Raw genomic sequence first — 19,827 nt, forward strand, 5'->3', positions numbered from 1 at the left:
AAGCGGTCCCGGTTGATCGACCGTGCGAGTCGTGGCGTGGACGGTCCAGCCGTCGACCGCGTACTGGGTTGCCAGTTCGAGTCCAATACCCCGGCTGGCGCCAACAATCAGGCAAGTGGAAGACATATCTGCACGCTAGTCGCTGCCGATTGCAGTTCGGGTGGCGTCGATCAGACCGGGCTGGTGCCAGGTGCCTTGAGCGCCAGTTCACGCGTCGAGTGTGCATCCACGTTCGATATACGCAATCGTACGCACACTCGTTCCAGTCGGCGTGCCATCGCAGGGTGTAGTCAGCGGATCAACGTCAAAAGCAGTACGGTCGGTTCGAGCGCCCTGACGGAGTGTGAGAGGTGTGCGGCCATGTGAATCCAGGTCCCCGGGCGTGCAATAACGGTTTGGTCGCCAAGACCGATTTCAGCTCGGCCTCTGATGATCTGGACAACGGCCGGCAGGGCGGCGGTGTGTTCGGTGAGCTCCTGGTCGGTGTCGAACCCAAACAGCACCAGGCGAATGCTGTCGTCTTTGTACAGAACCCGGCTGAGGGTCCCGTCCTTTGGGATCTTGAGTTCTGCTTCGAGGTCGGCAATGACCGTGGTGGGAGTTGATGGTTCCATCGGCTTAGCCTACGTGGAGCGGGCGACAAATCCCGGTGATCACGCCATAACGGGACTGTTACCGGTCCAACTTTTGAGCGGCAAACGATCGGACTCGCTCGGCGTAGATGGTTGCCCAATCGCCGCCGGCTTCCCCGGACCTGATGGCCAGATCAGAAGCCACCATGATGTGGATGAGTTCGCTGCGAGTGAGAAGGACCCAAGCCGGTCCCAAAGCTTGCTCTGAACGTACGCTGCATAAAAGATCGGCCACTCGGGATCGACTCCGTCTGATTCGACGTAGGCGGCATGATGATGGTCCCCGGCTTCGATAAAGAGGTCTGCGAGTTCCGAAGCGGTAACGGGTATTGCACAACTTCTCCTTCTTCTGATCGCCTGGGTCTCAGGGTTCGATCCGATCCGGTTGGCGCGAGGCAGCTGCGTGTGAGTGCGAACCCGGCGCAGGGCTCGCTGACCGGAGTCGGTTTTGTTGCATGGTATGACTTCGGAACACCAGATTGGGACTTTCGCTCCCTCCGCTTGCGTCGATCCGGTCCCTACGCTGGGTGCGATACCGCCCGAAGAAAGACCAAAGATGATCGATTCACATGACTACACACTCACGCTTCGTGGAACGGGTCCCAAGACCGGGACACTGACCGACCAGACCCTGGAAGTGGCACTCGACGTTGCTTCGCCTCCCGAGTTTGGGGGTCCCGGTGGGGTCTGGAGTCCTGAACATCTTTTTCTTGCTTCTCTGTCGGCGTGCCTCATGACCACGTTCCGGGCCATCGCCGACGGGTCAGGTCTCGAAGTGCTCGGCTATTCGGACAACGCCGTTGGGCACCTGCAACGGGGTGACGATCGACTGTACAGAATGGACCGGGTCACGCTGCGACCCAGGATCATGGTCAGTCGTGCCCAGGCTGATCGGGCGCTCCGCCTCATCCAAAAGGCTGAAGCGGCCTGTTTGATCAGTCGATCGGTCAACTCCGAGATCGTCATGGAACCCGACATTCAGGTCGTCGAACCGGTAGGGTGACCGCCTTTCGTACCCAAGGGCGTCTGATCGCCTAGGGTGAAGACAAGCCTGTGCTTCTCTCCGGAAGTCGATCTGCTAGCCGGTGCAGGGATCGCCGGGATCGGGATCGACGCCCTCCGGGCATGTCGATCACCCGAGTTAATCTGCCCGGTCCTGATCGGGCGCGGTTGAGGAGCAGACGCCGTGGCCGGCCCCAGCCCCTTAACTACCCGGTGGGCCCTGTTCGGCGAGTTCGCGAATCCGGGTCGCCTGGAATCGGAGTGCGGTGACGATCGTTGCCCAGTCCGGGTGCGATGGCTATCAGAAAGACAGCGACGCCGAACCGGCGAACCCCTTCCTGCCAGATGGCCGATTTCTCTCAAGTGGCGGATGTCACGAAGGGAAAATGTCTAGCGGTGGGCTACGGAACCCGAGCCGGAAATGTTGAGGGTTAGGGAGGGATCACCCACATATTCCACGTTGCCGGATCCGCTGATGTTGACGCTGAGATCGTCGCTCACATTGGCCAGTGCCTCCCCGCTCCCCGAAACCGAAACGATCCCGCTCGTACAGAGAAGGTTTGCCCCTCGGAAGCCCCCCGACCCGCTTATGTTTACGTCAAGCGCGTTGCACGAACCGGACGGTTCGATGGTCCCAGACCCGCTGATGTCGGCAGTGAAGTCGTGACCGGACAACGTAGACACGGCCACGGTGCCACTGCCTGATATCTCGACGCGTGTCAGGTTGGCGGCCGTGATCGTATAGGTGATCGGGCTTCTGGATGCATACGGAGCGCTGGAGCCCAGCTCACGTCGGCCGTTGATACCTTCGCTGGTCAGTATGGGCAGGAGATTGTCGTCAGCCTCGATGACAAGCGACTCGAAACCGGCTAGATCCACGTGGACGTTTCCGCTGCCGAGCAACACGATCTCGTCAAAGTTGGAGACATCGCGCGACTTTGTGGACAGATCCCGGATGCGCCAATGCATTGCCGTTATGACTGTGGCGAGGCCCGCCGCGTCTATTAGGGGCCATTTGGGGCTTCTCTTCATGAGTGTGCCTTTGTTGTCATCGATCTGTCGGCACGGCGGCGGTGGGCGGAGACGCGCAACGTGATTCGGGGAGGTCGCCCGGAACCCGTGGTTGCCGTTGATCCCACTGTGTAATCAATTAGGGGTGGTCGATGTCAAGCCCCTCTTTAGTGGGAGCCGCTTCTCGTCATCTAACGCCGAATGTCATCTTCGGTGATTGGTCGTTCGAAGTAGACGGTCCAGGCGTTCAGTGCCAGCCCGATGCCCCAGCCCGCCAGGGGCCAGACCGGCCAGAAGTACCCGGCACCAGTCGTTGCCCAAATTGTTACAAGGAGGGCATTGATCAGGATGTACACGGCCACGTGACTCTTGAAGTCCCGCTTGGCTTTGACCCGCTTGACAGCGGCTTCTCTGGTGTCCTCCGGCAGGTCTTCAAACGGTTTCATGCCAGTTTTTCCTTTCTGCGGACGGACGATTTGATCACTCGGGCCTGGGTGGGCAAGGAAGTAGAGGAAAAGGCCCTCGATCTCACCAGGCGGGCGCTAGTTGCCATGGAGACTGCAGGGTGGCGTCACCGGAACTGCCACTCATCGACAAGGTGATTCGGACGGTTTGGGAGCCTCGTCGATCGCTTCGATGTCCGCTGGATGTTCAACTGCGCGGAGGAGGTTTGACGTCAACCCGGGCTCACCGTGAACGTAGGCGATCGCCCAGTTCTCGGTCCACTTCTGCTGATCAGGTGATGATTCCCAACGCCAATCGAAGGTCTCAGGAGTGATATTCGAACAGGCCATTCGTTTGTATGTCCGGTCGGCATCGACTGGTTCTGGGGTGCCGAACGATGGATCGCCATTCACGAGCGAGCCGACGAAGTGCCAGTAGCTTCCACTCTCATCGACCCAGGTCTGGCGGCATAGATTCAGGGTGGGGTTGTATACCGAAATGCTCATCCCCGATCAGGGCTGGGGAGTGAGACCCTGGAATCGTTCGGTCAGGACGTGGCCTTCGAACTCACGGCTAACCACGTTGCGCGCCGTGCCACCGTCGAATGCGCAATCCCACTGGCCAATCCAGAAGTCGAAAGCCGAGCCGTCAAGTTTCTCCACGTAACCGACACTACCGATCGGGTGTGCCGTAGCGCTGACCGCCGTGCCCGGCGGGTTTTACTAGGCGGGACTTACCTTGGCGCCGAACCGTCGCTTTTGGCTCGGTCCGGGTAGCAGTTCCTCGCTACGCAAACCGACGCGAGGTGGCGGGGATCCGAAGAGCCCGGTTTGCCGGCCTTGAGCTGCGTTTGGAATCGCGGCGTCTGGTGAGTCGATGCTGACGTGCTGGCAATCGCTGCATACTCGACGGGTGAAACCGGCGATGGCCGGCGTTTCCCGATAAGAATGGACGTGGCTTGAGCTTTTCGCCGATCGCTGAAGAATGGTCATGTACTGCTCCCTGGTCTCTAAAGGATCTATCGGTATGGACCATGGGTTCAGTGAGAATGGTTCTGCGCCTCCCCGAGGTGACTAGTTACCGGCCGTTTTTCGACGACGGGCCAAGCCACCCGTTTCTGAATCGTACCGAGGGCCTGAGCGCCCATATTCGGGCGCTGGAACCCGGGGTTGAACCCGGGGTTGTGGTTCCAGGGGGCTTTGGCCTTTGAAAATCGCCAGCTTGTCTGCGTATCTGACGGTATCTTGATCCCATGGTTCAGTTCACGTTTCCATCTGGAGTTGCCGCCCGGACCTTCAACGACCGACAAGACTTCGGGCTGGTCGCCGAGGTCTTCAAACGAGCGGCGAGCCCGGAGAGTGATGAGTCGTTGCCGACGGCCGACGAAATTGAGAATGAGTTCACGAACACACAGAATTTCAACGTCGAGGACGGTTTGCTCATCGTGGAAGCCGGCCGCGTTCCGGTCGGGTATGTCCTTGGCCGATGGAATCGCGAACTGAGCGGTACGCACATCTATCGACACATAGGGAGGCTGGTTCCTGGCTTCCGACGGCGTGGGATTGGCACCGCGATGCTTGCTTGGGCGCAAGGGTACCTGGGCGCAATTGCGAGTGGTCACGCCGCTGATGACAAGCAGTTCCAAACTGATGCAAGTGACGCCGACGTTGGCTGTGTGCATCTCGTCAGGGCCGATGGGTACCAGCCGGTGGCTCAGTACGCGTCGATGATTCGCCCCGATCTTGAGAACATACCCGATCGTCCGCTACCTGGCGGCGTTGAGATCCGGCCGGTTAGCGAGGACCATTTGAGAGCCGTGTGGGAAGCCGACGTTGAGGCCTTTCGAGATCACTTTGGCGCAATCGAACCGAACGAGAAAGACTGGGAACGCTTCGTTGGAGATCCGAACCGGGATCCATCGCTGTGGAAAGTCGCCTGGTCCGGCGACCAGGTAGTTGGCCAGGTTCGGACCTTTGTCAACGAGGAAGCCAACCGTGTACATGGCAGGAAACGAGCCTATACCGAAGATATCTCGACGACTCGACAATGGCGTGGCCGGGGGGTAGCCGGTGCGCTTATCTGTGCCAGCCTGCGTGATTTGAAAGCCCGTGGATATGAAGACGCCGGTCTGGGGGTACATGTCGAGAATCCAACCGGTGCCTACCGGCTGTACGAAGGGCTCGGATTCAGGATGACAACATCAGGGGCAACCTATCAACGACCCATCTGACGGAGTATTTGCTTCACCACGGTAGTCTGGCTTGATGCCCAAACCACTTGTGCTTGTCACCGGAGCCAGTGGCTACGTCGGAGGTCGGTTGGTACCGCATCTTCTTATGAAGGGCTATCGGGTTCGCTGCCTTAGCCGCGATCCGTCAAAGCTCTCGCTGGATCCCTGGGCCCCAGACGTTGAGATTGTCGAGGGTGACGTCATGGATCCTGAATCTCTGAACCTTGCATTGGCAGGTTGCGACTATGCCTACTACCTCGTCCATTCCATGGGAGCGGCAGCCGATTTTGGATCGGCCGATCGTATCGCCGCAAACAATTTCAGGGACGCGACCGATGGTGCCCGGCTGAAGCGGGTTGTCTATCTCGGCGGCCTCGGCCATCCCGAACGCGAACGCCTCTCGAAACATCTGGCGTCGCGTCAAGAGGTTGGCCACATTTTGGCGGATGGACGGACGGACGTGACCGAGCTGCGGGCGGCCGTCATTATCGGATCCGGATCGGTTAGTTTCGAGATGCTTCGATATCTGACCGAAGTGCTGCCGGTTATGACGACGCCGAAATGGGTGAGAACCCTGTGTCAGCCGGTAGCCATTCGTGATGTCCTTGCGGCCCTCACCGCCGCCCTCGAGGACGAGGCTGGATCCCGGATTCTCGAACTCGGGGGGCCCGATGTCGTGACATATGAACAGATGATGCGGGGTTATGCCGAGGAAGCAGGGTTGCGGAACCGGATCATCATTCCGGTTCCCGTGTTGAGTCCGGGGTTGTCGTCGCGCTGGGTCGGCTTGGTGACCCCGTTGCCGGTCGGGGTTGCTCGCCCGCTGGTCGACAGCCTCAAGAATGAAGTGATCGTGCGCGGGGAGGCGGCTTTCGACCGCTTTGGACTGGTTGCGCTCGGTTACCGGGAATCGGTTCGACTGGCGTTGGAGCACACCACCCGATTCGCGGTCGAAACGCGGTGGAGTGACGCAACCAACCATCCGGCCAGTCCGCTTCCGACCGATCCTGAATGGGCAGGTGGGTCCCGCTTCGAAGACCGTCGCGTGGTCATGACGGGCGTTGCGCCCGCCGATGTGTATTGGGGTTTCAGTAGGGTCGGCGGAGACTTCGGTTACTACGGACTGGGATGGGCATGGCACCTGCGAGGCTTCATTGATTCTCTGTTCGGGGGAGTAGGACTGCGCAGGGGGCGCCGCCACCCTGAAGATCTTCGGCCTGGCGAGGCGCTGGACTTCTGGCGAGTTAGCCACCTTGAACCTGGCCGGGAGCTTGTCCTGCATGCGGAGATGAAACTGCCAGGTGAGGCGTGGCTGTCGTGGCGAGCCGATCCGACCGAGAACGGAACGAAACTCACCCAGACGGCTACGTTTGTTCCCCGCGGACTCCTTGGTCGAGCCTACTGGTATTCCCTGGTGCCCTTTCACGCAGTGATATTTGGCGCGATGGCCCAGCGGATTGCGGCGGCTGCATCGAAGAGGCGGGCCTAGATCCATCGGCGATCCGAAAGGGTCATTCGGTACTGGCGCAAGTGGGAAGTCCGGCGGATACTGGAACGATGACCGATCTCAAAGAGCGTTCTAACCAAGAGAAGAATGGCCAGGCGTTCGGGTGGATCTCGGGCCTCGGTGCCACCGTAATTCCGTGGATTGTGGCAGGGATTGTCAGCTCGTTCGCTGGTGCGTTCTCGGAGGCCTGGAACCCGGAAGTCACATTCCCGAGGTTCCTGGTTGCAGCAGTAGTAGCGATGGTGATCTGGCTCTTTTATGGGTCGATGCGGATCCCGGAGTTCAAGAAGGGTGCTCTGTACGGCGGGTTGATCTCCGTCGGGTTCGCCGCCATTTTGTACGGACTGGTCTTCTTTCTGCAGCCCTGACGCCGTTTGGCCGGCTGGTAGCTAGCCGTGCCGCTTCCTGGCCAACTCGGCCCCCTTCGCCAGAGAGGCCAGTTTGGCCTCTGCCAGGTTCCGATTCAGCGGTGCCATTCCACAGTTCGTACATGGCATGATGCGGTCGGCATCGGCGTACTGCATCGCTTCTTCGATGACACGGAGGACATCCTCAGGGGTCTCAAGGGCGTCGGTCGCCACGTCAATCACCCCCACCATCAGTTCCTTGTCCGGCAAAAGTGACAGCACGGACATCGGCACATGCGAGTTGGCGCATTCAAGTGAAACCTGGTCGATACGGCTGGCGTTGATCGCCGGGAAGATCTGCTCATACTGGCGCCACTCTTCACCAAGGGTGCCTTTCCACTGGATGTTGGCTTCGATTCCGTAGCCGTAGCAGATGTGCACTGCGGTCTTACAGTCGAGGCCTTCGGCGGCTCGCTCCAAGGCATCGATGCCCCATTCGTTGACGTCGTCCATGAACACGTTGAACGCCGGCTCATCGAACTGGATCACATCCACGCCGAGTGCGACCAGGTCCTTCGCCTCCTGGTTGAGGACCTCGGCAAAGGCCATTGCCATGTCGGCGCGGGTGTCGTAGTGCCCGTTCGCGATCGTGTCGCAGATAGTCATGGGGCCGGGCAACGTGAATTTGAGGGCGTGATTCGTGTGGGCCCTGGTGAATAGGACTTCGTCACCGTGAACCGGGCGGGTCCGTCGCACCGGCGCCGTCACGGTCGGAACGTCCACCTCGTAACGGTTGTCGCGGATCCCCATCGTGGTCTTCGTTTCCCAATCAATTCCCTCGATTGATTCCAAGAATCCGTGGACGAAGTGAGATCGGAACTGTTCGCCGTCCGTAACCGTGTCAATGCCGAGCTCTTCCTGTTCCTTTATCCAAACGAAGGCCGCGTCCCGTTTGGCTTGCACCAGTTCAGGTCCCTCGCTCTTCCAGGCAGCCCACAGCTTCTCTGGTTCGGCCAGCCAGGCGGGCTTGGGGAGGCTTCCGGCAATGGTGGTCTTGAACATCGTCGCTCCTCGGGCGAACATCCTGGCACATCAACCTGCTTGGCGCCGGTTGGTGGGGCCAACCTAATACCCGAACGGCGAGGTTGCTCGCTAGACCTGTTTGGGAACGTTTCCGGTAAGGGTCAGCATCCAGCGCATGACTTTGTGGCCGCCGTCGGCGGTCGGGTCGAACATGAGCGGGCAACCCCCATCGATCACCTCAACTCCGTTCGCTCGGCCGAACTCGGCTGCGGTTTCCGAGACACTGCCACCCCCGAATCCCCGATGCATCCAGACTCTCTTGATGCCGAGTTCGGCACACTCCTTGACGGTATCCATGGCCGTTTCAGGCCGGGTGCCGATCACGACCGCATCCACCCCACCCGGGATTGACGCCAGGTCGCGGAAGGCCGCATCACCTTCCACCTGTTCGGCATTCGGGTTGACGGCGAAAACCTCATAGCCGCGCTCGCGGAGTCTTTGATAGACGATGTTGCTTCCATGGCTGGCTGGTTCACGTGACACACCGGTAACGGCGATACGCTTGCTGTTGAGAAAGTCCGAGGCAGCGTCTTTCATGGTGGGCACGTTCCCACCTCCCTTCACAGAACGGGCGGTGACCGATCACCACCCGTTTCATGTTTTCGCACCGGTGGGTCCATGTCCAGAGGCGAACGGGCCTATCCGCCGAAGTTCTCTCGCTGGTTCAGCCGTTGAGAGCCGGGATAATCGACTCGCCGTAGGCTCGCAGCGTGGCTTCCTGATCGTCGTGCATGAGGTAGATCCCGAACTGATCGACTCCGAGGTCGCGCAACTCGTTGAGCTTGGCAATGTGATCGTCCGCAGTACCGAGCACGCAGAACCGATCGACGATGTCGTCCGGTACGAAGTCCGTGGACTTGTTGCCCGATCGGCCGTGGTGGTCGTAGTCGTAGCCTTCCCTGGCCTTGATGTAATCCGACAGCGCGGCCGGCACTTTTGAGGCGTCGTCACCGTAGCGTTTGACCATGTCAGCGACGTGGTTGCCGACCATCCCGCCGAACCATCTGACCTGGTCACGCTGATGGGCGATGTTGTCACCGACATACGCAGGTGCCACGACACATATGGCGATGTCGGCTGGATTGCGGCCGGCATCTTCGGCCGCCGCCCGGACCGTCGCCACCGTCCATTCAAGGATTTGGGGGTCGGCAAGCTGAAGAATGAACCCGTCGGCATGTCGGCCGACTGTATCGAGGGCTTTGGGACCGTAGCCTGCTGCCCACATAGGGAGGTCCCAACCTGTCTTGATCCAGGGGAGTCGCAGCTTCTTGTCGTTGTAGGTCACCTCTTTGCCAGCCACCATGTCCTTGATGACGGTCATCGACTCGACCATGGTCGCCAGGGTGGTCGGTGTCCGGCCGATGTAGCGCAGCGCAGAATCGCCTCTCCCCATCCCACAGATCGTTCGGGGTCCGTAGGCGTCATTAAGGGTGGCAAAGAGTGAGGCCAATACGGTCCAGTCGCGGGTGCCGGGATTGGTGACCATGGGACCGACGATCATCCGCTCGGTGGCAGCCAGCATCATCGAGAAGATGACGAAGGGCTCCTGCCAGAGAACGTGAGAATCGAAGGCCCATCCGTACGAAAAGCCATTGTCCTCGGCAAGCTTGGCCAGTTCGACCACCCGACTGGCGGGTGGGTCTGTTTGGAGAACGACTCCGAAATCCATCATCTTTTCCATCCTTCAAGCGACATGGTGACTGAGCTAAGCGCCGCGGCGGAGGTGATCTTCAGATCAGGCATTGGTTGGTGCCCCGCCGTAGGTACTCGCCGTCGCCTTTGGCCCCGTGATACTGGTTGCCTTCGATGAGCACCTTGCCCTTGGCAAGCACCATGTCGATGCGCCCTTCTACCTCTTTGCCCTCGTATGAGGAGTAGTCCACGTCCATGTGGTTGACCGTTACGGACATGGACGTCTTCACATTCGGATCGAACACGATGATGTCGGCGTCAGAACCGATGGCGATCGTCCCCTTTCTGGGATAGAGGCCGAACATCTTGGCCGGCGTTGTTGCCGTCACTTCAACGAAGCGGTTGAGGCTGAGTCGGTTCTCGCCGACCGCGCCGTGATAAACCAGACGCATTCGTTCTTCGACTCCCGGCATACCATTGGGGATCTTCGTGAAGTCGCCTTCGCCGAGGCGTTTCTGGGTGCCGAGGACCGGATGGTCGTTCATGCAGAACGGGCAGTGATCGGTCGACACAACCTGAAGATCGTTGGTGGCCAGTCCACGCCACAACGCGTCCTGATGGCCCTGTTCCCAATCGCGAACCGGAGTTGAACAGACATACTTGGCGCCTTCAAAGCCTGGTTCCTGCAGGTTGTTCCAGCCAAGGAACAAGTACTGCGGGCAGGTCTCGGCGAAGATATTGCTACCCCGATTGCGGGCGATGGCGATTTCGTCGAGGGCTTCTTTTGCGGACATATGGACCACGTAGAGGGGGGCGCCACTCAATTCGGCGTAGGCGATCGCCCGATGGGTCGCCTCCGATTCGGTAACCGGGGGCCTGGTCAGGCTGTGATAGATCGGATCCGTTTGGCCCCGTTCGAGTGCTTGTTCACGTAACACGTCGATCACGATGCCGTTTTCAGCGTGCATCATGATGGTCGAGCCGTTCTCGGCCGCCTTTTGCATCGCCATGAAGATCTGGCCATCGGTTGAGTACAGGACCCCCGGGTAGGCCATGAAGAGCTTGAAGCTTGTCACGCCCTCACCCATGAGGATGTCCATCTCTTTGAGAGTTTGCTGGTTGACGTCCGAGACGATCATGTGGAATCCGTAGTCGATAGCGCAATTGTTGGCAGCCTTGTCCATCCACGCCTCGTAGCCGGCCATCATCGACTCGCCAATGGTCTGAACCGCAAAGTCGATCATGGTCGTGGTGCCGCCCCAGGCCGCCGCCCTCGAACCGGACTCGAAACTGTCCGACGCAAACGTTCCGCCGAAAGGTAGCTCCATGTGCGTGTGGACATCCACGCCGCCAGGGAACACATATTTGCCAGACGCGTCAACCACCCGATCCACAACCAGTTCGGGCAGGGTGCCACCGCGGGCGAAGAGACCAACGACCTTCGTGCCGTCAATGAGAACATCGGCGTCCATGATTTCAGTGGCAGTGACGACGGTGCCGCCGCTGATAAGTGTTGTAACCATCTCTCGGTTCCTCTCGTACTAGGTGATGGCCGTGACGATGGCCGCTTCCAACTTCTCGAGTCCTTCTTGAGCCTCCTCGGAGGTCAACGTCAGGGCAGGGGCAATCCGCAGCACATTTCCGTGGAGTCCTCCCTTACCAATGAGCAAGCCCTGGCGCTTCGCTTCCTCCATGACGGCTTTGGTCGTGGCCGGATCTGGTTCCAACTCACCTCCGACGCCGAATTCGACGCCAAGCATGAGACCTTTGCCGCGCACTTCGATAATCCCGGGTACTGCATCGGCGATGTGGTGAATGCCGTCTTTGAGTTGTTGACCGATTTTGTACGCATTCGTCTGAAGGTCGTGATCGATGAGGTAGTTCAGATTGGCCAGGGCTCCGGCGGTCGAAAGCGGGTTACCGCCGAACGTGGAGATGGAGTTTGCCTCAAGACAGTCCATGACTTCGGTTCGCGCCACCACCCCGGCAATGGCGAGTCCATTGCCAAGACCTTTGGCGAAGGTCAGTATGTCGGGGACCATTCCGTGCGCTTCATAGCCCCAGAAATGCTCCCCGGTGCGTCCCCATCCCGTTTGGACCTCATCAGAGATGAAGAGGATCCCGTGCTCGTCAAGCACGGACTTGAAAGCCCCGAAGAACCCGTCCGGTGGGGTGGCAAATCCGCCCACTCCCTGGATTGGTTCGGCGATCAGACAGGCGACATCACCGGCGGTGGCGATATTGAGCATGTCGCGGAGGTCGTCAACGCAGGCGGCTATGAATTTGTCATCGGCAAGATCGCGGAACGGACTCCTGAGCTTGTATCCCGACTGGATATACGTGACCTGGAACGGGGAAAGAGCGGTCGCCGACCAGGCAGACTGGCCGGTGATGGCCACGGTCGAATGAGATTTCCCGTGATAGCTGTTGCGCATGGCGAGGACCTGGTTGGACCGACGATATTGCGTGGCGAGCATGAGGGCGGCGTCATTGGCTTCGGTCCCGGAGTTGGTGAAGAAGACTTTGGCGTCGGGGATTCCTGACAGATTGGCGATCTTTTCCGCCAACTCGATCTGTGACTCGATGAGGTACAACGTAGAGCTGTGGAGCATCTTTTCCGCCTGCGCTTTGATGGCGGCGACCACCTCGGGGACGTTGTAACCGGTCATGGTCGTAAGGATCCCGCCGAAAAAGTCGAGGTACTCAACTCCCTCGGCGTCGGTTACCCGCCGGCCGAGGCCATTGACCAACGAGATGGGCTCGTCGTAGTAGAGCGCCATCCAAGACGGCAGGACCTGGCGGTGCCTTGCCAGGAGTTCGTTGTGAGTACCCATGGTGTGCCTTTCGATGAGTTACGGGGCAGTTGGGTCGGCGTCGGCCGTTGATTCGTCCATGTACCAGTCAACGAACTCGGAGCACCGTCCGCTTTCAAATCGAAGTTGGAACAGATTCGAGTACATGCCGCCGCCCGCGTAGGTGGTTTTCCCGATGGCTATGGCCCGGTCTCCTGAGATCATGTCGCACTGGTACGACGCTTCCCATGACCCAGGTTCGTCCGGGTTCTTCAGCCAATCAGCCAGGATGGCTTCGGCTCCAACCAGTGGGTCGCCCCCGGGTTGATATCGATACGTCGCATAATTGGTAAACAACGACCTGATCTCGTCGGGGGAGTTGGTCCGCCAGGCTTCGATGTACCGTTTCAGCCATCCATTGACGGTTGCTTCGTCGAGCGTCATTCAGGGAGCGACCAAATCGCCGTACGCGTCCGGTCGACGATCCCGGAAGAACGCCCATTGCTGACGTACCTCATCGACCATGTCCATGTCAAGATCCCTGACCACGAGTTCTTCTTCGGTGTCGGACGCCGCTTCTCCGACGATCTGGCCCCGCGGGTTGACGAAGTAGGACGATCCGTAGAAGTCGTTGTCGCCGTACTCCTCCTGACCGACCCGGTTGATAGCTCCGATGAAGTACTCATTCGCCACAGCAGCTGCGGGCTGCTCAAGATTCCACAAGTACATCGAAAGGCCCCGACTGGTTGCCGACGGGTTGTACACGAGCTTGGCGCCATTGAGGCCCAGAGCTCGCCAACCCTCAGGGAAATGACGGTCGTAACAGATGTACACGCCAATCCGGCCGACGCTGGTATCGAACGTCGGGTAACCCATGTTCCCGGGGCGGAAGTAGTACTTCTCGAAGAACCCCTTCACGTGGGGGATATGGGTCTTGCGGTATTTGCCAAGGTACGTGCCGTCCGCCTCGATGACCGCCGCAGTGTTGTAGTAGAACCCATCGTCTTCTTTCTCGAACATCGGAATGACGAGAACCATTTCCGTTTCCTTGGCGAGAGCCGTCATGGCAGCCATGGTTGGACCGTCAGGGATGGGTTCGGCCGTGGCCAGGTGTTCGTCGCTTTGCACCTGGCAGAAATAGGGGGCATCAAAAAGTTCCTGAAAGCACATGATGCGCGCACCGTCGTTAGCGGCTTCACGGGCGTAGTCCATATTCTTCTTGAGCATTGTCTCTTTGTCGCCGGTCCATTCGGTTTGAACCAAAGCTGATCGGAGAATGTTCGCCATCGATGACTCCCTCGTCGTCGCTGAGTGCGTATCGGGGTACTTCGTCTCGTATCTTGGTCAATGCCGCCGATCGGCGGCATCGGACCGAATTCGTCCCGATGCCGATCCTACTGCGTAAGGGGCGGCGATGGACGGTTCACCAACGCCCTGTGCGGAACTCGCCGATCGAAGCCCTTGGAGTGGCGCGTTTAGGCTGCTCACATGGCTGAAGTGACGGTGGTTGTCCAGGCTGGCGAATTCCGCGGGGATGTTGCTGCGCTGGCCGCACTGAGTCCGGCTGTCGAGGTTCGATTCGCCAACTCGGTCGAGGAGCTCGGTAGCGCATTGGAAGGTGCCGATGTGTTGTTCGGCTTCGACTTCAAGGGCAAGATGCTGCCTCAGGTCTGGGATGCTGCCCGTGACCTTCGATGGATTCAGTGGGCGGGTGCCGGCGTCGACGCGTTGCTCTTTCCGGACCTTGTGAACTCCGACGTGCTCGTCACAAACGCCGGCGGGATCTACGACGATGCGATCTCCGAACACGTTCTGGCGTTGATGTTGGCTCACGCCAAACGGCTACCGGATGCGGTCCGTAACCAACAGACATCGACCTGGCAGTACCAAACTGTCAGGCCGGTCCGCGGCACCACGGCGGTGGTGCTGGGTGCCGGCGGCATCGGACGAGCCATCGCCCGACTACTCCTCGCAGTCGGGGTCGACACCACTCTCGTCGCCACTTCGACGAGATTCGACGAGGAGTTCGGAAGCGTGACCGCATGGGGGGACCGGGACCTGTCCCGAACCGACTGGTTAGTTGTCGCGGCTCCGCTGACACCATCCACGAGACAACTGATTGACGCGGCCGTCCTCGCAGAACTCCCTTCGCGGGCGACGCTCATCAACGTCGGTCGGGGTGCGAGCCTTGACGAGGCCGCCCTGGCCGCTGCCTTGTACGCCGGTGAACTGGCGGGAGCAGGTCTTGACGTATTCGAGATCGAGCCACTGCCTTCCGATTCGCCCCTGTGGCAGATGGACAGCGTCATCATCACGCCGCACCATGCAGGCGACCTCGACGACTACGCCGAGCGAGTATCTGCCCTATTTCTCGAGAACCTTGCCCGGTATCGGGCAGGGCAGCTATTACATAACGTTATTGACAAACGGCTCGGCTACCGGGCGATTCACTGAGACGGCGACTCCCAGTCGGTTCGGCGAATCAGCCACGAGGCGGCTACAACGAGGACCAGGGCTATCACAAGTCCGACCGTAAGTCGCAACGGGTTGATCGGAGAAGGCGGCGCATCCATCGGCGGGTAGCGAGAGTGTGAAGTACCGCCGAATCCGCCCAGGATGGGCAAGAACAAGAGCCCGACCGGTGTAGCGACGATTGCGATAAACGCAACGGCCCACCCCTCCCAACCGACCCGGTCGCTACTCATCGCCGGAGGAAACCTGTTCGGCGTCAAGTCGTCGGTTCAAGGAGAACAACCGACCGATGACCGGCATGAGGATGATATTGGCTCCGTGCAGAATACCGATGATGAGGAGAATGCCTCCCAGACGGGCGACCTCCCATTGCAGTTGCGCCGGTCCCACGGTGTCGGTCCAATCTTTCTCCTGTTGGAATCGAAGCGAGAACAAGATGTAGGCACCGAAGATCAGGTAGTAGACGATATCTGCCAGCAGGATGAAGCTCTTACCGGTGGCCGGATTGGCCCTGAACACATCGGCGGCGTACGCCCGACCGAAACGTTTGATGAATGGCCCAAGCCACAGGGCAAGCCCAATGAGCACGACGGTAGTGATCGCTTCGAGTACCCACCAGTTCATAAGCAGTCTCCCTTGTTCATAGGTTGATGTTCCATATACGATCGACATGAATGCTGTCGTCAGCAACGCGATCACCCCGATGCGGGCCCGAAGGCGGCTGCGGCGTAACCGGTCATCGGCGATCGACCCGCGGACTCTGGCGAACAGGTCAGGGGCCGGTTGAGTCGCGATGGCATTGGCCATCAGGGCGTCGTGCAGGCGCTGCTCAAGCGTCGTCATGTTCGCCCTCCAATAGCTGCGCCAAAGAAGCCAGGCCACGTTGCTGTTGGGTCTTCACCGTGTTGACCGAAACGCCGAGGGTTGCGGCGGTCTCCGCAACGGAGAGTTCCATGTAATACCGGAGAACCAGCACATTGCGCTGGCCCGGGGCTATTTGTCGCAAGGCGGCAACGACGATCCGTCGGTCGTCATCGGCTGCGACATGATCGTCGAGGCCGGGAGGTTCCGGATCGGCGGGTGGCCGGTGGCGGAGAGACATCAGACCCCGGCGGTTGTGATCTCTGGCCAGGTTCAATACGATTGATCGGAGATATGGTTTGATCTTGTCTTGCTCTTGCACGCGGTGAGCCGATCTCGACAAGCGGATGAAGGCTTCCTGGACGAGGTCTTCGGCGGCGGTCCGGTCGTCAACAAAGAACCGGGCCAACCGGACAAGATTGGTGGCTTCCTCTGAGAACAGTTGGCCAAGTATCGTGCTGAGGTCGGCCAGTTCGTTGGCGCCCGCCAATGGGGTGTCGACCACCGAACGAAATATCCTGTGAGGGACGCGCAGATCCAATACCATCATTGTTACCGACGTTTGGATGGTGCGCCACGGGTGACATCCAAAAAAAGATGTTCCGGCTGTCACCCGACTCCACCTTGTACTCCGTCTGTGGAGTGACGGATCAAAAGAAACAAGGAGGGTCCAATGAAAACCCATCGATCGATGGTCATGGTGGCAATACTCGCACTCGGGTTGCTTTCGACGGCGGCAGGAAATCGTATTTTCTCGAAAGCGTCATTGTCGGACGTCAGCGTCGTGACGGCCGACCCAACCGATGGCGCCTGGGCGGTTGCTTCGGCAACGGTCCGCGGCGGCCAAACCGTTGTCGTTCTCAACGTGAAGGATCTCGACCGCGCCGAGGAAGGACGCCGATTGGGCGCACACGTTCATGTGGGGTCGTGTGTCGCCGGCAACGGTGCAGCCGCGCTCGGTCATTACCGGGTGGCGGGAGCGGCAGTTTCGTCAGAAACTGAGGTCTGGCTTGATTTCACCATTTCCAACGGTGGGACAGGCCACGCCACGGCGATCGTCCCATTTGAGATCGCTCCGGGTGACGCCCACTCGATCGTCATTCATCACGACCCGACGGACGATGACGGGACGGCCGGCGCCAGGTTGGCCTGCATCCCGCTTGAATTCTGATGGTCGCCATGGTCACGCGCCGGCCCGTTGTGGCCGGCGCGGCCATCGGTCTGGTCTGGGGTGGCATTCTGCGAGTATGGATGCGCTTCATCTCAGCCAGTCCCGAGTTCAGTTGGAGTGGGACCGGGTTCATTCTGGGGGTGTGCATCCTTGCCGGTGCCACCCTGGGTTTCGCCTGGAAACGCCGTCAAGCACGGGGAGCGGGATGGTGGCGGCTATCGATCCTGTCGTTGATGTTGTTGGGCGGCGCCGGGGCGGTTATGTGGCCATCCGTTGTCCTTGGTGGGGTCGCGATTGGGCGACCTCGCCCTGGTTGGCTTCGAGGTCTGCTTGGCGTGGTAGCCATCGGCGTTCAGATCCCGGTTGTGCAAACGACCATCCTTGAGGATGCAGGGATGAGCACGATCGAAGCTGTCATTGCGGTTGCCTGGTACGCCCCGATGTTGGCGATCGAAGCGTGGGCGTTCTCGGTGGTGTTTGCGCCGGCCAGAGAAGGTGCGCCTGCTCTCGGTACCGTGAGGAAAGTCCTGATCGCCACGCCCATGGCGGCCATGACCGTCTTCGCAGTCATTGCCACCGGGTTGTCAGGAATGTAGCTGAGATATCGGGGGTGGGCGAACGCCCGGGACCACGCATCGCGCTAGCGTGCCGTCATGCCATCCACCCACCAGGCGATCGCGGACGAGCGAAACGAAGATATTCTGATCTACGTCGACGGTGAGTACGCCCGTCGACATGAGGCCAAGATCTCGGTCTTTGACTCGGCGTTCCTCGTCGGCGACGGAATTTGGGAAGGTATTCGTCTCCACCACGGGCAATTGGCGTTTCTCGATCGTCATCTCGATCGCCTATTTTCGGCATCTGAGCGGACCGGCATAGGGTTGGGAATGGACCGCCAGGGCATGAGCGATCTGCTGTACTCCGTGCTCGCCCGCAACGGCATGACCGATGGGGTCCATGTTCGGCTGATGGTGTCACGAGGCAGGAAGAAGACTCCCTCGCAACATCCGTCCAATCTGGTGGCTGGCCCGACTGTGGTCATCATTCCCGAGTACAAACGAGCCGATCCGTCTGTGGCGCGCTCAGGGGTCAGTCTGTTTACTGCGTCGGTTCGGCGTCCCCCTCCCAACACGCTTGATCAGCGGATCAACTGTCATTCGAAGCTGCACGAGGTGATGGCACTGATTGAGGCCGTCGACGCAGGGTGTGACGAAGCGCTCATGCTCGACGTAAACGGCCATGTGGCAACCTGTAACGCTACGAACTTTTTTACCGTTGCCGACGGCCAGGTGTGGACTTCGACGGGGGAGTACTGCCTGCCCGGCATAACCCGCGGCGTTGTTATCGAGGTGTGCCAGAACGCAGGCATACCGATTCACGTCGCCGATTTCGATCTTGACCTCGTTCACGGTGCGGACGAAGCATTTGTGACCGGGACCTTCGGGGGGCTTACCCCGGTACGGTCGGTTGATGGCCATGAGTTCGCTGATGGCAGGATCGGTCCCATTACAGCCAACATTTCCGAATTGTATGAGTCGGCCGTGGCCGCCGACGTAGCTAAGCGTGGTAGCCGCGCCGGTGGTGACCGGTGACCCGCAAGATTTCAATGTGGTCCGGGCCTCGCAACATTTCTACGGCCATGATGTATTCGTTCCGACAGCGCTCTGACACTCGCGTGTATGACGAGCCGCTGTACGGGAGCTACCTGACCAGAGTCGCGGGGGTAGCGCACCCCGGGGTGCAGGAAGTCGTCGCCACCATGGACTGCGACGCCGACTCTGTGATCTCCGATATGCACGCTGAAACCGTCGACGAGGTCCGGTTCTTCAAGAATATGGCCCACCACACGGACGGCCTCGGTCTTGAGCTTCTTGGCGGACTTCAGAACTTCATCTTGTGCCGGCCCCCGGCTGATCAGTTGGTGTCGCTTGAAGCCGGGATGACCGGCGCTCCGACGCTGCGAGATACCGGCTATGAGTACCAGACTGCCATCCTGGATTGGTTGATCGACCATGGACAGGAGCCGGTGGTCGTGGTGGCCCCGTCGGTGCTGGCTGACCCTGAGGGGGTGTTGCGGATCCTTTGTGAGAAGCTGGATCTTGAATGGGATCCTCACATGCTCGAATGGCCGTTGGGGCCGAAACCGGAAGACGGGGTGTGGGCAAAACACTGGTACACCAGCGTCCATGCGACGACCGGCTTCGGGGCGCCGCGTCCTATCCGAACCGAGGTGCCAGATGATTTGCTGGATCTGTACCGTGCTTGCCTGCCGCAGTATGAACGGTTGCTGTCGTATGCGATCAGTGCCGCGTCGTAAGAGGCTGACATGAATCGCCCGGCGCTGGGGATCTTCAGTCTGGTCCTATTCGTTTTGGGAGTGGTCTTGATGTCTTTGCCGGCGGGTGACGAGAACCTCGGCGGCGTTTTTATCCGGTCCAGCATCGTCCTGGGTGCAGTCTGGCTGGTCCTCCCCAACGCCAGGCAAGTGCCTCGGGCCGTATGGGTAGGCATAGTTGTACTGGCCGTGGTGCTGATCGCAGCTCCGCGCCTCGTGCTGTGGGGAGCCGCCGTGGCAATCCTCAGCTCGGCCATGGGGTTCATCATCAAACCTCGCCGGGGCCGGCAGCCACCGGACTCCAAATA

At 59.8% G+C, this 19,827-nt stretch carries 27 protein-coding genes; 10 read left to right on the forward strand and 17 right to left on the reverse strand.

Annotated elements, in window-relative coordinates:
• The 3 genes from JJE47_01005 to JJE47_01015 form a co-directional block, all read right to left on the reverse strand.
• Positions 1-126, reverse strand: a 126-nt coding sequence (locus JJE47_01005; GenBank protein MBK5265989.1) for a short-chain dehydrogenase, incomplete at its 3' end; no start/stop codon positions are given.
• Between the two features lie 164 nt (positions 127-290).
• A complete protein-coding gene (locus JJE47_01010; protein MBK5265990.1) occupies positions 291-614 on the reverse strand; it encodes a cupin domain-containing protein in 324 nt (107 codons plus the stop codon).
• A gap of 58 nt (positions 615-672) precedes the next feature.
• Positions 673-867 carry a hypothetical protein gene (locus JJE47_01015; protein MBK5265991.1) on the reverse strand — a complete coding sequence of 65 codons (195 nt, stop codon included), beginning with the start codon at positions 865-867 and terminating at the stop codon, positions 673-675.
• Positions 868-1,188: 321 nt separating this feature from the next.
• On the opposite strand from JJE47_01015, the gene JJE47_01020 reads away from it, so the two are divergent.
• The gene (locus JJE47_01020; GenBank protein MBK5265992.1) at positions 1,189-1,635 is read left to right on the forward strand and encodes an OsmC family protein; all 447 of its coding nucleotides are present in this window, start codon (positions 1,189-1,191) and stop codon (positions 1,633-1,635) included.
• Between the two features lie 389 nt (positions 1,636-2,024).
• Here the strand turns inward: JJE47_01020 and JJE47_01025 are convergent, their stop codons facing one another.
• From JJE47_01025 to JJE47_01040, 4 genes are all read right to left on the reverse strand, one after another.
• Complete coding sequence (locus tag JJE47_01025; GenBank protein MBK5265993.1) at positions 2,025-2,666, reverse strand: DUF2807 domain-containing protein; 642 nt, start codon at positions 2,664-2,666, stop codon at positions 2,025-2,027.
• 170 nt (positions 2,667-2,836) lie between these two features.
• Positions 2,837-3,091, reverse strand: coding sequence for a 2TM domain-containing protein (locus tag JJE47_01030; GenBank protein ID MBK5265994.1), 255 nt, complete (start codon positions 3,089-3,091; stop codon positions 2,837-2,839).
• Positions 3,092-3,232: 141 nt separating this feature from the next.
• Entirely contained in the window at positions 3,233-3,595 is a 363-nt protein-coding gene (locus JJE47_01035) for a hypothetical protein (GenBank protein ID MBK5265995.1), read from the reverse strand.
• 6 nt (positions 3,596-3,601) lie between these two features.
• Positions 3,602-3,751 carry a hypothetical protein gene (locus JJE47_01040; protein MBK5265996.1) on the reverse strand — a complete coding sequence of 50 codons (150 nt, stop codon included), beginning with the start codon at positions 3,749-3,751 and terminating at the stop codon, positions 3,602-3,604.
• Between the two features lie 590 nt (positions 3,752-4,341).
• Between JJE47_01040 and JJE47_01045 the strand changes: the two genes are divergently transcribed.
• From JJE47_01045 to JJE47_01055, 3 genes are all read left to right on the forward strand, one after another.
• Positions 4,342-5,319, forward strand: coding sequence for a GNAT family N-acetyltransferase (locus JJE47_01045; protein ID MBK5265997.1), 978 nt, complete (start codon positions 4,342-4,344; stop codon positions 5,317-5,319).
• 34 nt (positions 5,320-5,353) lie between these two features.
• Positions 5,354-6,808, forward strand: coding sequence for an SDR family oxidoreductase (locus JJE47_01050; protein MBK5265998.1), 1,455 nt, complete (start codon positions 5,354-5,356; stop codon positions 6,806-6,808).
• A 68-nt stretch (positions 6,809-6,876) separates the two neighbouring features.
• Entirely contained in the window at positions 6,877-7,194 is a 318-nt protein-coding gene (locus tag JJE47_01055; GenBank protein ID MBK5265999.1) for a hypothetical protein, read from the forward strand.
• A gap of 21 nt (positions 7,195-7,215) precedes the next feature.
• Here JJE47_01055 and JJE47_01060 read toward each other — a convergent pair whose 3' ends face one another.
• The 7 genes from JJE47_01060 to JJE47_01090 all read right to left on the reverse strand — a co-directional run bounded on the left by JJE47_01060 (position 7,216) and on the right by JJE47_01090 (position 13,967).
• On the reverse strand, positions 7,216-8,235 hold the full coding sequence (locus JJE47_01060; protein ID MBK5266000.1) for a methionine synthase: 1,020 nt from the start codon (positions 8,233-8,235) through the stop codon (positions 7,216-7,218).
• Positions 8,236-8,325: 90 nt separating this feature from the next.
• Positions 8,326-8,793 (reverse strand): CoA-binding protein, encoded by a 468-nt coding sequence (locus tag JJE47_01065; protein MBK5266001.1) that lies wholly within the window; start codon positions 8,791-8,793, stop codon positions 8,326-8,328.
• A gap of 127 nt (positions 8,794-8,920) precedes the next feature.
• The gene (locus tag JJE47_01070) at positions 8,921-9,925 is read right to left on the reverse strand and encodes a TIGR03842 family LLM class F420-dependent oxidoreductase (GenBank protein ID MBK5266002.1); all 1,005 of its coding nucleotides are present in this window, start codon (positions 9,923-9,925) and stop codon (positions 8,921-8,923) included.
• A gap of 61 nt (positions 9,926-9,986) precedes the next feature.
• Positions 9,987-11,411, reverse strand: a complete 1,425-nt coding sequence (gene hydA / locus JJE47_01075) for a dihydropyrimidinase (protein ID MBK5266003.1) — start codon at positions 11,409-11,411, stop codon at positions 9,987-9,989.
• 18 nt (positions 11,412-11,429) lie between these two features.
• Complete coding sequence (locus JJE47_01080) at positions 11,430-12,722, reverse strand: aspartate aminotransferase family protein (protein MBK5266004.1); 1,293 nt, start codon at positions 12,720-12,722, stop codon at positions 11,430-11,432.
• Between the two features lie 18 nt (positions 12,723-12,740).
• Positions 12,741-13,124 carry a nuclear transport factor 2 family protein gene (locus JJE47_01085; GenBank protein MBK5266005.1) on the reverse strand — a complete coding sequence of 128 codons (384 nt, stop codon included), beginning with the start codon at positions 13,122-13,124 and terminating at the stop codon, positions 12,741-12,743.
• Positions 13,125-13,967, reverse strand: coding sequence for an acyltransferase (locus JJE47_01090; GenBank protein MBK5266006.1), 843 nt, complete (start codon positions 13,965-13,967; stop codon positions 13,125-13,127).
• A 201-nt stretch (positions 13,968-14,168) separates the two neighbouring features.
• On the opposite strand from JJE47_01090, the gene JJE47_01095 reads away from it, so the two are divergent.
• On the forward strand, positions 14,169-15,134 hold the full coding sequence (locus tag JJE47_01095) for a D-2-hydroxyacid dehydrogenase (GenBank protein ID MBK5266007.1): 966 nt from the start codon (positions 14,169-14,171) through the stop codon (positions 15,132-15,134).
• Here JJE47_01095 and JJE47_01100 read toward each other — a convergent pair.
• From JJE47_01100 to JJE47_01110, 3 genes are read right to left on the reverse strand one after another with little or no spacing between them, the layout of a single operon-like run.
• The gene (locus tag JJE47_01100) at positions 15,128-15,385 is read right to left on the reverse strand and encodes a hypothetical protein (GenBank protein ID MBK5266008.1); all 258 of its coding nucleotides are present in this window, start codon (positions 15,383-15,385) and stop codon (positions 15,128-15,130) included. The two genes, JJE47_01095 and JJE47_01100, sit on opposite strands and share 7 nt — an antisense overlap.
• Positions 15,378-15,995: a hypothetical protein gene (locus tag JJE47_01105; GenBank protein MBK5266009.1), complete on the reverse strand. Its 618-nt coding sequence runs from the start codon at positions 15,993-15,995 to the stop codon at positions 15,378-15,380. Before JJE47_01105 ends, JJE47_01100 begins: the two co-directional genes overlap by 8 nt.
• The gene (locus tag JJE47_01110) at positions 15,982-16,560 is read right to left on the reverse strand and encodes a sigma-70 family RNA polymerase sigma factor (protein ID MBK5266010.1); all 579 of its coding nucleotides are present in this window, start codon (positions 16,558-16,560) and stop codon (positions 15,982-15,984) included. Before JJE47_01110 ends, JJE47_01105 begins: the two co-directional genes overlap by 14 nt.
• 126 nt (positions 16,561-16,686) lie before the next feature.
• On the opposite strand from JJE47_01110, the gene JJE47_01115 reads away from it, so the two are divergent.
• From JJE47_01115 to JJE47_01135, 5 genes are all read left to right on the forward strand, one after another.
• Entirely contained in the window at positions 16,687-17,184 is a 498-nt protein-coding gene (locus tag JJE47_01115) for a hypothetical protein (protein MBK5266011.1), read from the forward strand.
• An 8-nt stretch (positions 17,185-17,192) separates the two neighbouring features.
• Positions 17,193-17,780, forward strand: coding sequence for a hypothetical protein (locus tag JJE47_01120; GenBank protein ID MBK5266012.1), 588 nt, complete (start codon positions 17,193-17,195; stop codon positions 17,778-17,780).
• A gap of 57 nt (positions 17,781-17,837) precedes the next feature.
• Complete coding sequence (locus tag JJE47_01125; GenBank protein ID MBK5266013.1) at positions 17,838-18,776, forward strand: aminotransferase class IV; 939 nt, start codon at positions 17,838-17,840, stop codon at positions 18,774-18,776.
• Positions 18,773-19,501, forward strand: a complete 729-nt coding sequence (locus tag JJE47_01130; protein MBK5266014.1) for a sulfotransferase family protein — start codon at positions 18,773-18,775, stop codon at positions 19,499-19,501. The genes JJE47_01125 and JJE47_01130 overlap by 4 nt, the downstream gene beginning before the upstream one ends.
• Positions 19,502-19,510: 9 nt before the next feature.
• The coding region (locus JJE47_01135; protein MBK5266015.1) for a hypothetical protein at positions 19,511-19,827 on the forward strand (317 nt) is incomplete at its 3' end.

It is taken from the genome of Acidimicrobiia bacterium (assembly GCA_016650365.1).
Lineage (GTDB): Bacteria > Actinomycetota > Acidimicrobiia > Spongiisociales > JAENVV01 > JAENVV01.

Excerpts from the sequence above, each read along its gene's own strand:
- JJE47_01085 (MBK5266005.1), bottom strand. The coding sequence starts at position 13,124 with ATGACGCTCGACGAAGCAACCGTCAATGGATGGCTGAAACGGTACATC.
- JJE47_01045 (MBK5265997.1), top strand. The coding sequence starts at position 4,342 with ATGGTTCAGTTCACGTTTCCATCTGGAGTTGCCGCCCGGACCTTCAAC.
- JJE47_01070 (MBK5266002.1), bottom strand. The coding sequence starts at position 9,925 with ATGGATTTCGGAGTCGTTCTCCAAACAGACCCACCCGCCAGTCGGGTG.
- JJE47_01080 (MBK5266004.1), bottom strand. The coding sequence starts at position 12,722 with ATGGGTACTCACAACGAACTCCTGGCAAGGCACCGCCAGGTCCTGCCG.
- JJE47_01110 (MBK5266010.1), bottom strand. The coding sequence starts at position 16,560 with ATGGTATTGGATCTGCGCGTCCCTCACAGGATATTTCGTTCGGTGGTC.
- JJE47_01010 (MBK5265990.1), bottom strand. The coding sequence starts at position 614 with ATGGAACCATCAACTCCCACCACGGTCATTGCCGACCTCGAAGCAGAA.
- JJE47_01025 (MBK5265993.1), bottom strand. The coding sequence starts at position 2,666 with ATGAAGAGAAGCCCCAAATGGCCCCTAATAGACGCGGCGGGCCTCGCC.
- JJE47_01055 (MBK5265999.1), top strand. The coding sequence starts at position 6,877 with ATGACCGATCTCAAAGAGCGTTCTAACCAAGAGAAGAATGGCCAGGCG.
- JJE47_01095 (MBK5266007.1), top strand. The coding sequence starts at position 14,169 with ATGGCTGAAGTGACGGTGGTTGTCCAGGCTGGCGAATTCCGCGGGGAT.
- JJE47_01090 (MBK5266006.1), bottom strand. The coding sequence starts at position 13,967 with ATGGCGAACATTCTCCGATCAGCTTTGGTTCAAACCGAATGGACCGGC.
- JJE47_01035 (MBK5265995.1), bottom strand. The coding sequence starts at position 3,595 with ATGAGCATTTCGGTATACAACCCCACCCTGAATCTATGCCGCCAGACC.
- JJE47_01120 (MBK5266012.1), top strand. The coding sequence starts at position 17,193 with ATGGTCACGCGCCGGCCCGTTGTGGCCGGCGCGGCCATCGGTCTGGTC.
- JJE47_01020 (MBK5265992.1), top strand. The coding sequence starts at position 1,189 with ATGATCGATTCACATGACTACACACTCACGCTTCGTGGAACGGGTCCC.
- JJE47_01125 (MBK5266013.1), top strand. The coding sequence starts at position 17,838 with ATGCCATCCACCCACCAGGCGATCGCGGACGAGCGAAACGAAGATATT.
- JJE47_01065 (MBK5266001.1), bottom strand. The coding sequence starts at position 8,793 with ATGAAAGACGCTGCCTCGGACTTTCTCAACAGCAAGCGTATCGCCGTT.
- hydA (MBK5266003.1), bottom strand. The coding sequence starts at position 11,411 with ATGGTTACAACACTTATCAGCGGCGGCACCGTCGTCACTGCCACTGAA.
- JJE47_01060 (MBK5266000.1), bottom strand. The coding sequence starts at position 8,235 with ATGTTCAAGACCACCATTGCCGGAAGCCTCCCCAAGCCCGCCTGGCTG.
- JJE47_01105 (MBK5266009.1), bottom strand. The coding sequence starts at position 15,995 with ATGACGACGCTTGAGCAGCGCCTGCACGACGCCCTGATGGCCAATGCC.
- JJE47_01115 (MBK5266011.1), top strand. The coding sequence starts at position 16,687 with ATGAAAACCCATCGATCGATGGTCATGGTGGCAATACTCGCACTCGGG.
- JJE47_01100 (MBK5266008.1), bottom strand. The coding sequence starts at position 15,385 with ATGAGTAGCGACCGGGTCGGTTGGGAGGGGTGGGCCGTTGCGTTTATC.
- JJE47_01030 (MBK5265994.1), bottom strand. The coding sequence starts at position 3,091 with ATGAAACCGTTTGAAGACCTGCCGGAGGACACCAGAGAAGCCGCTGTC.
- JJE47_01050 (MBK5265998.1), top strand. The coding sequence starts at position 5,354 with ATGCCCAAACCACTTGTGCTTGTCACCGGAGCCAGTGGCTACGTCGGA.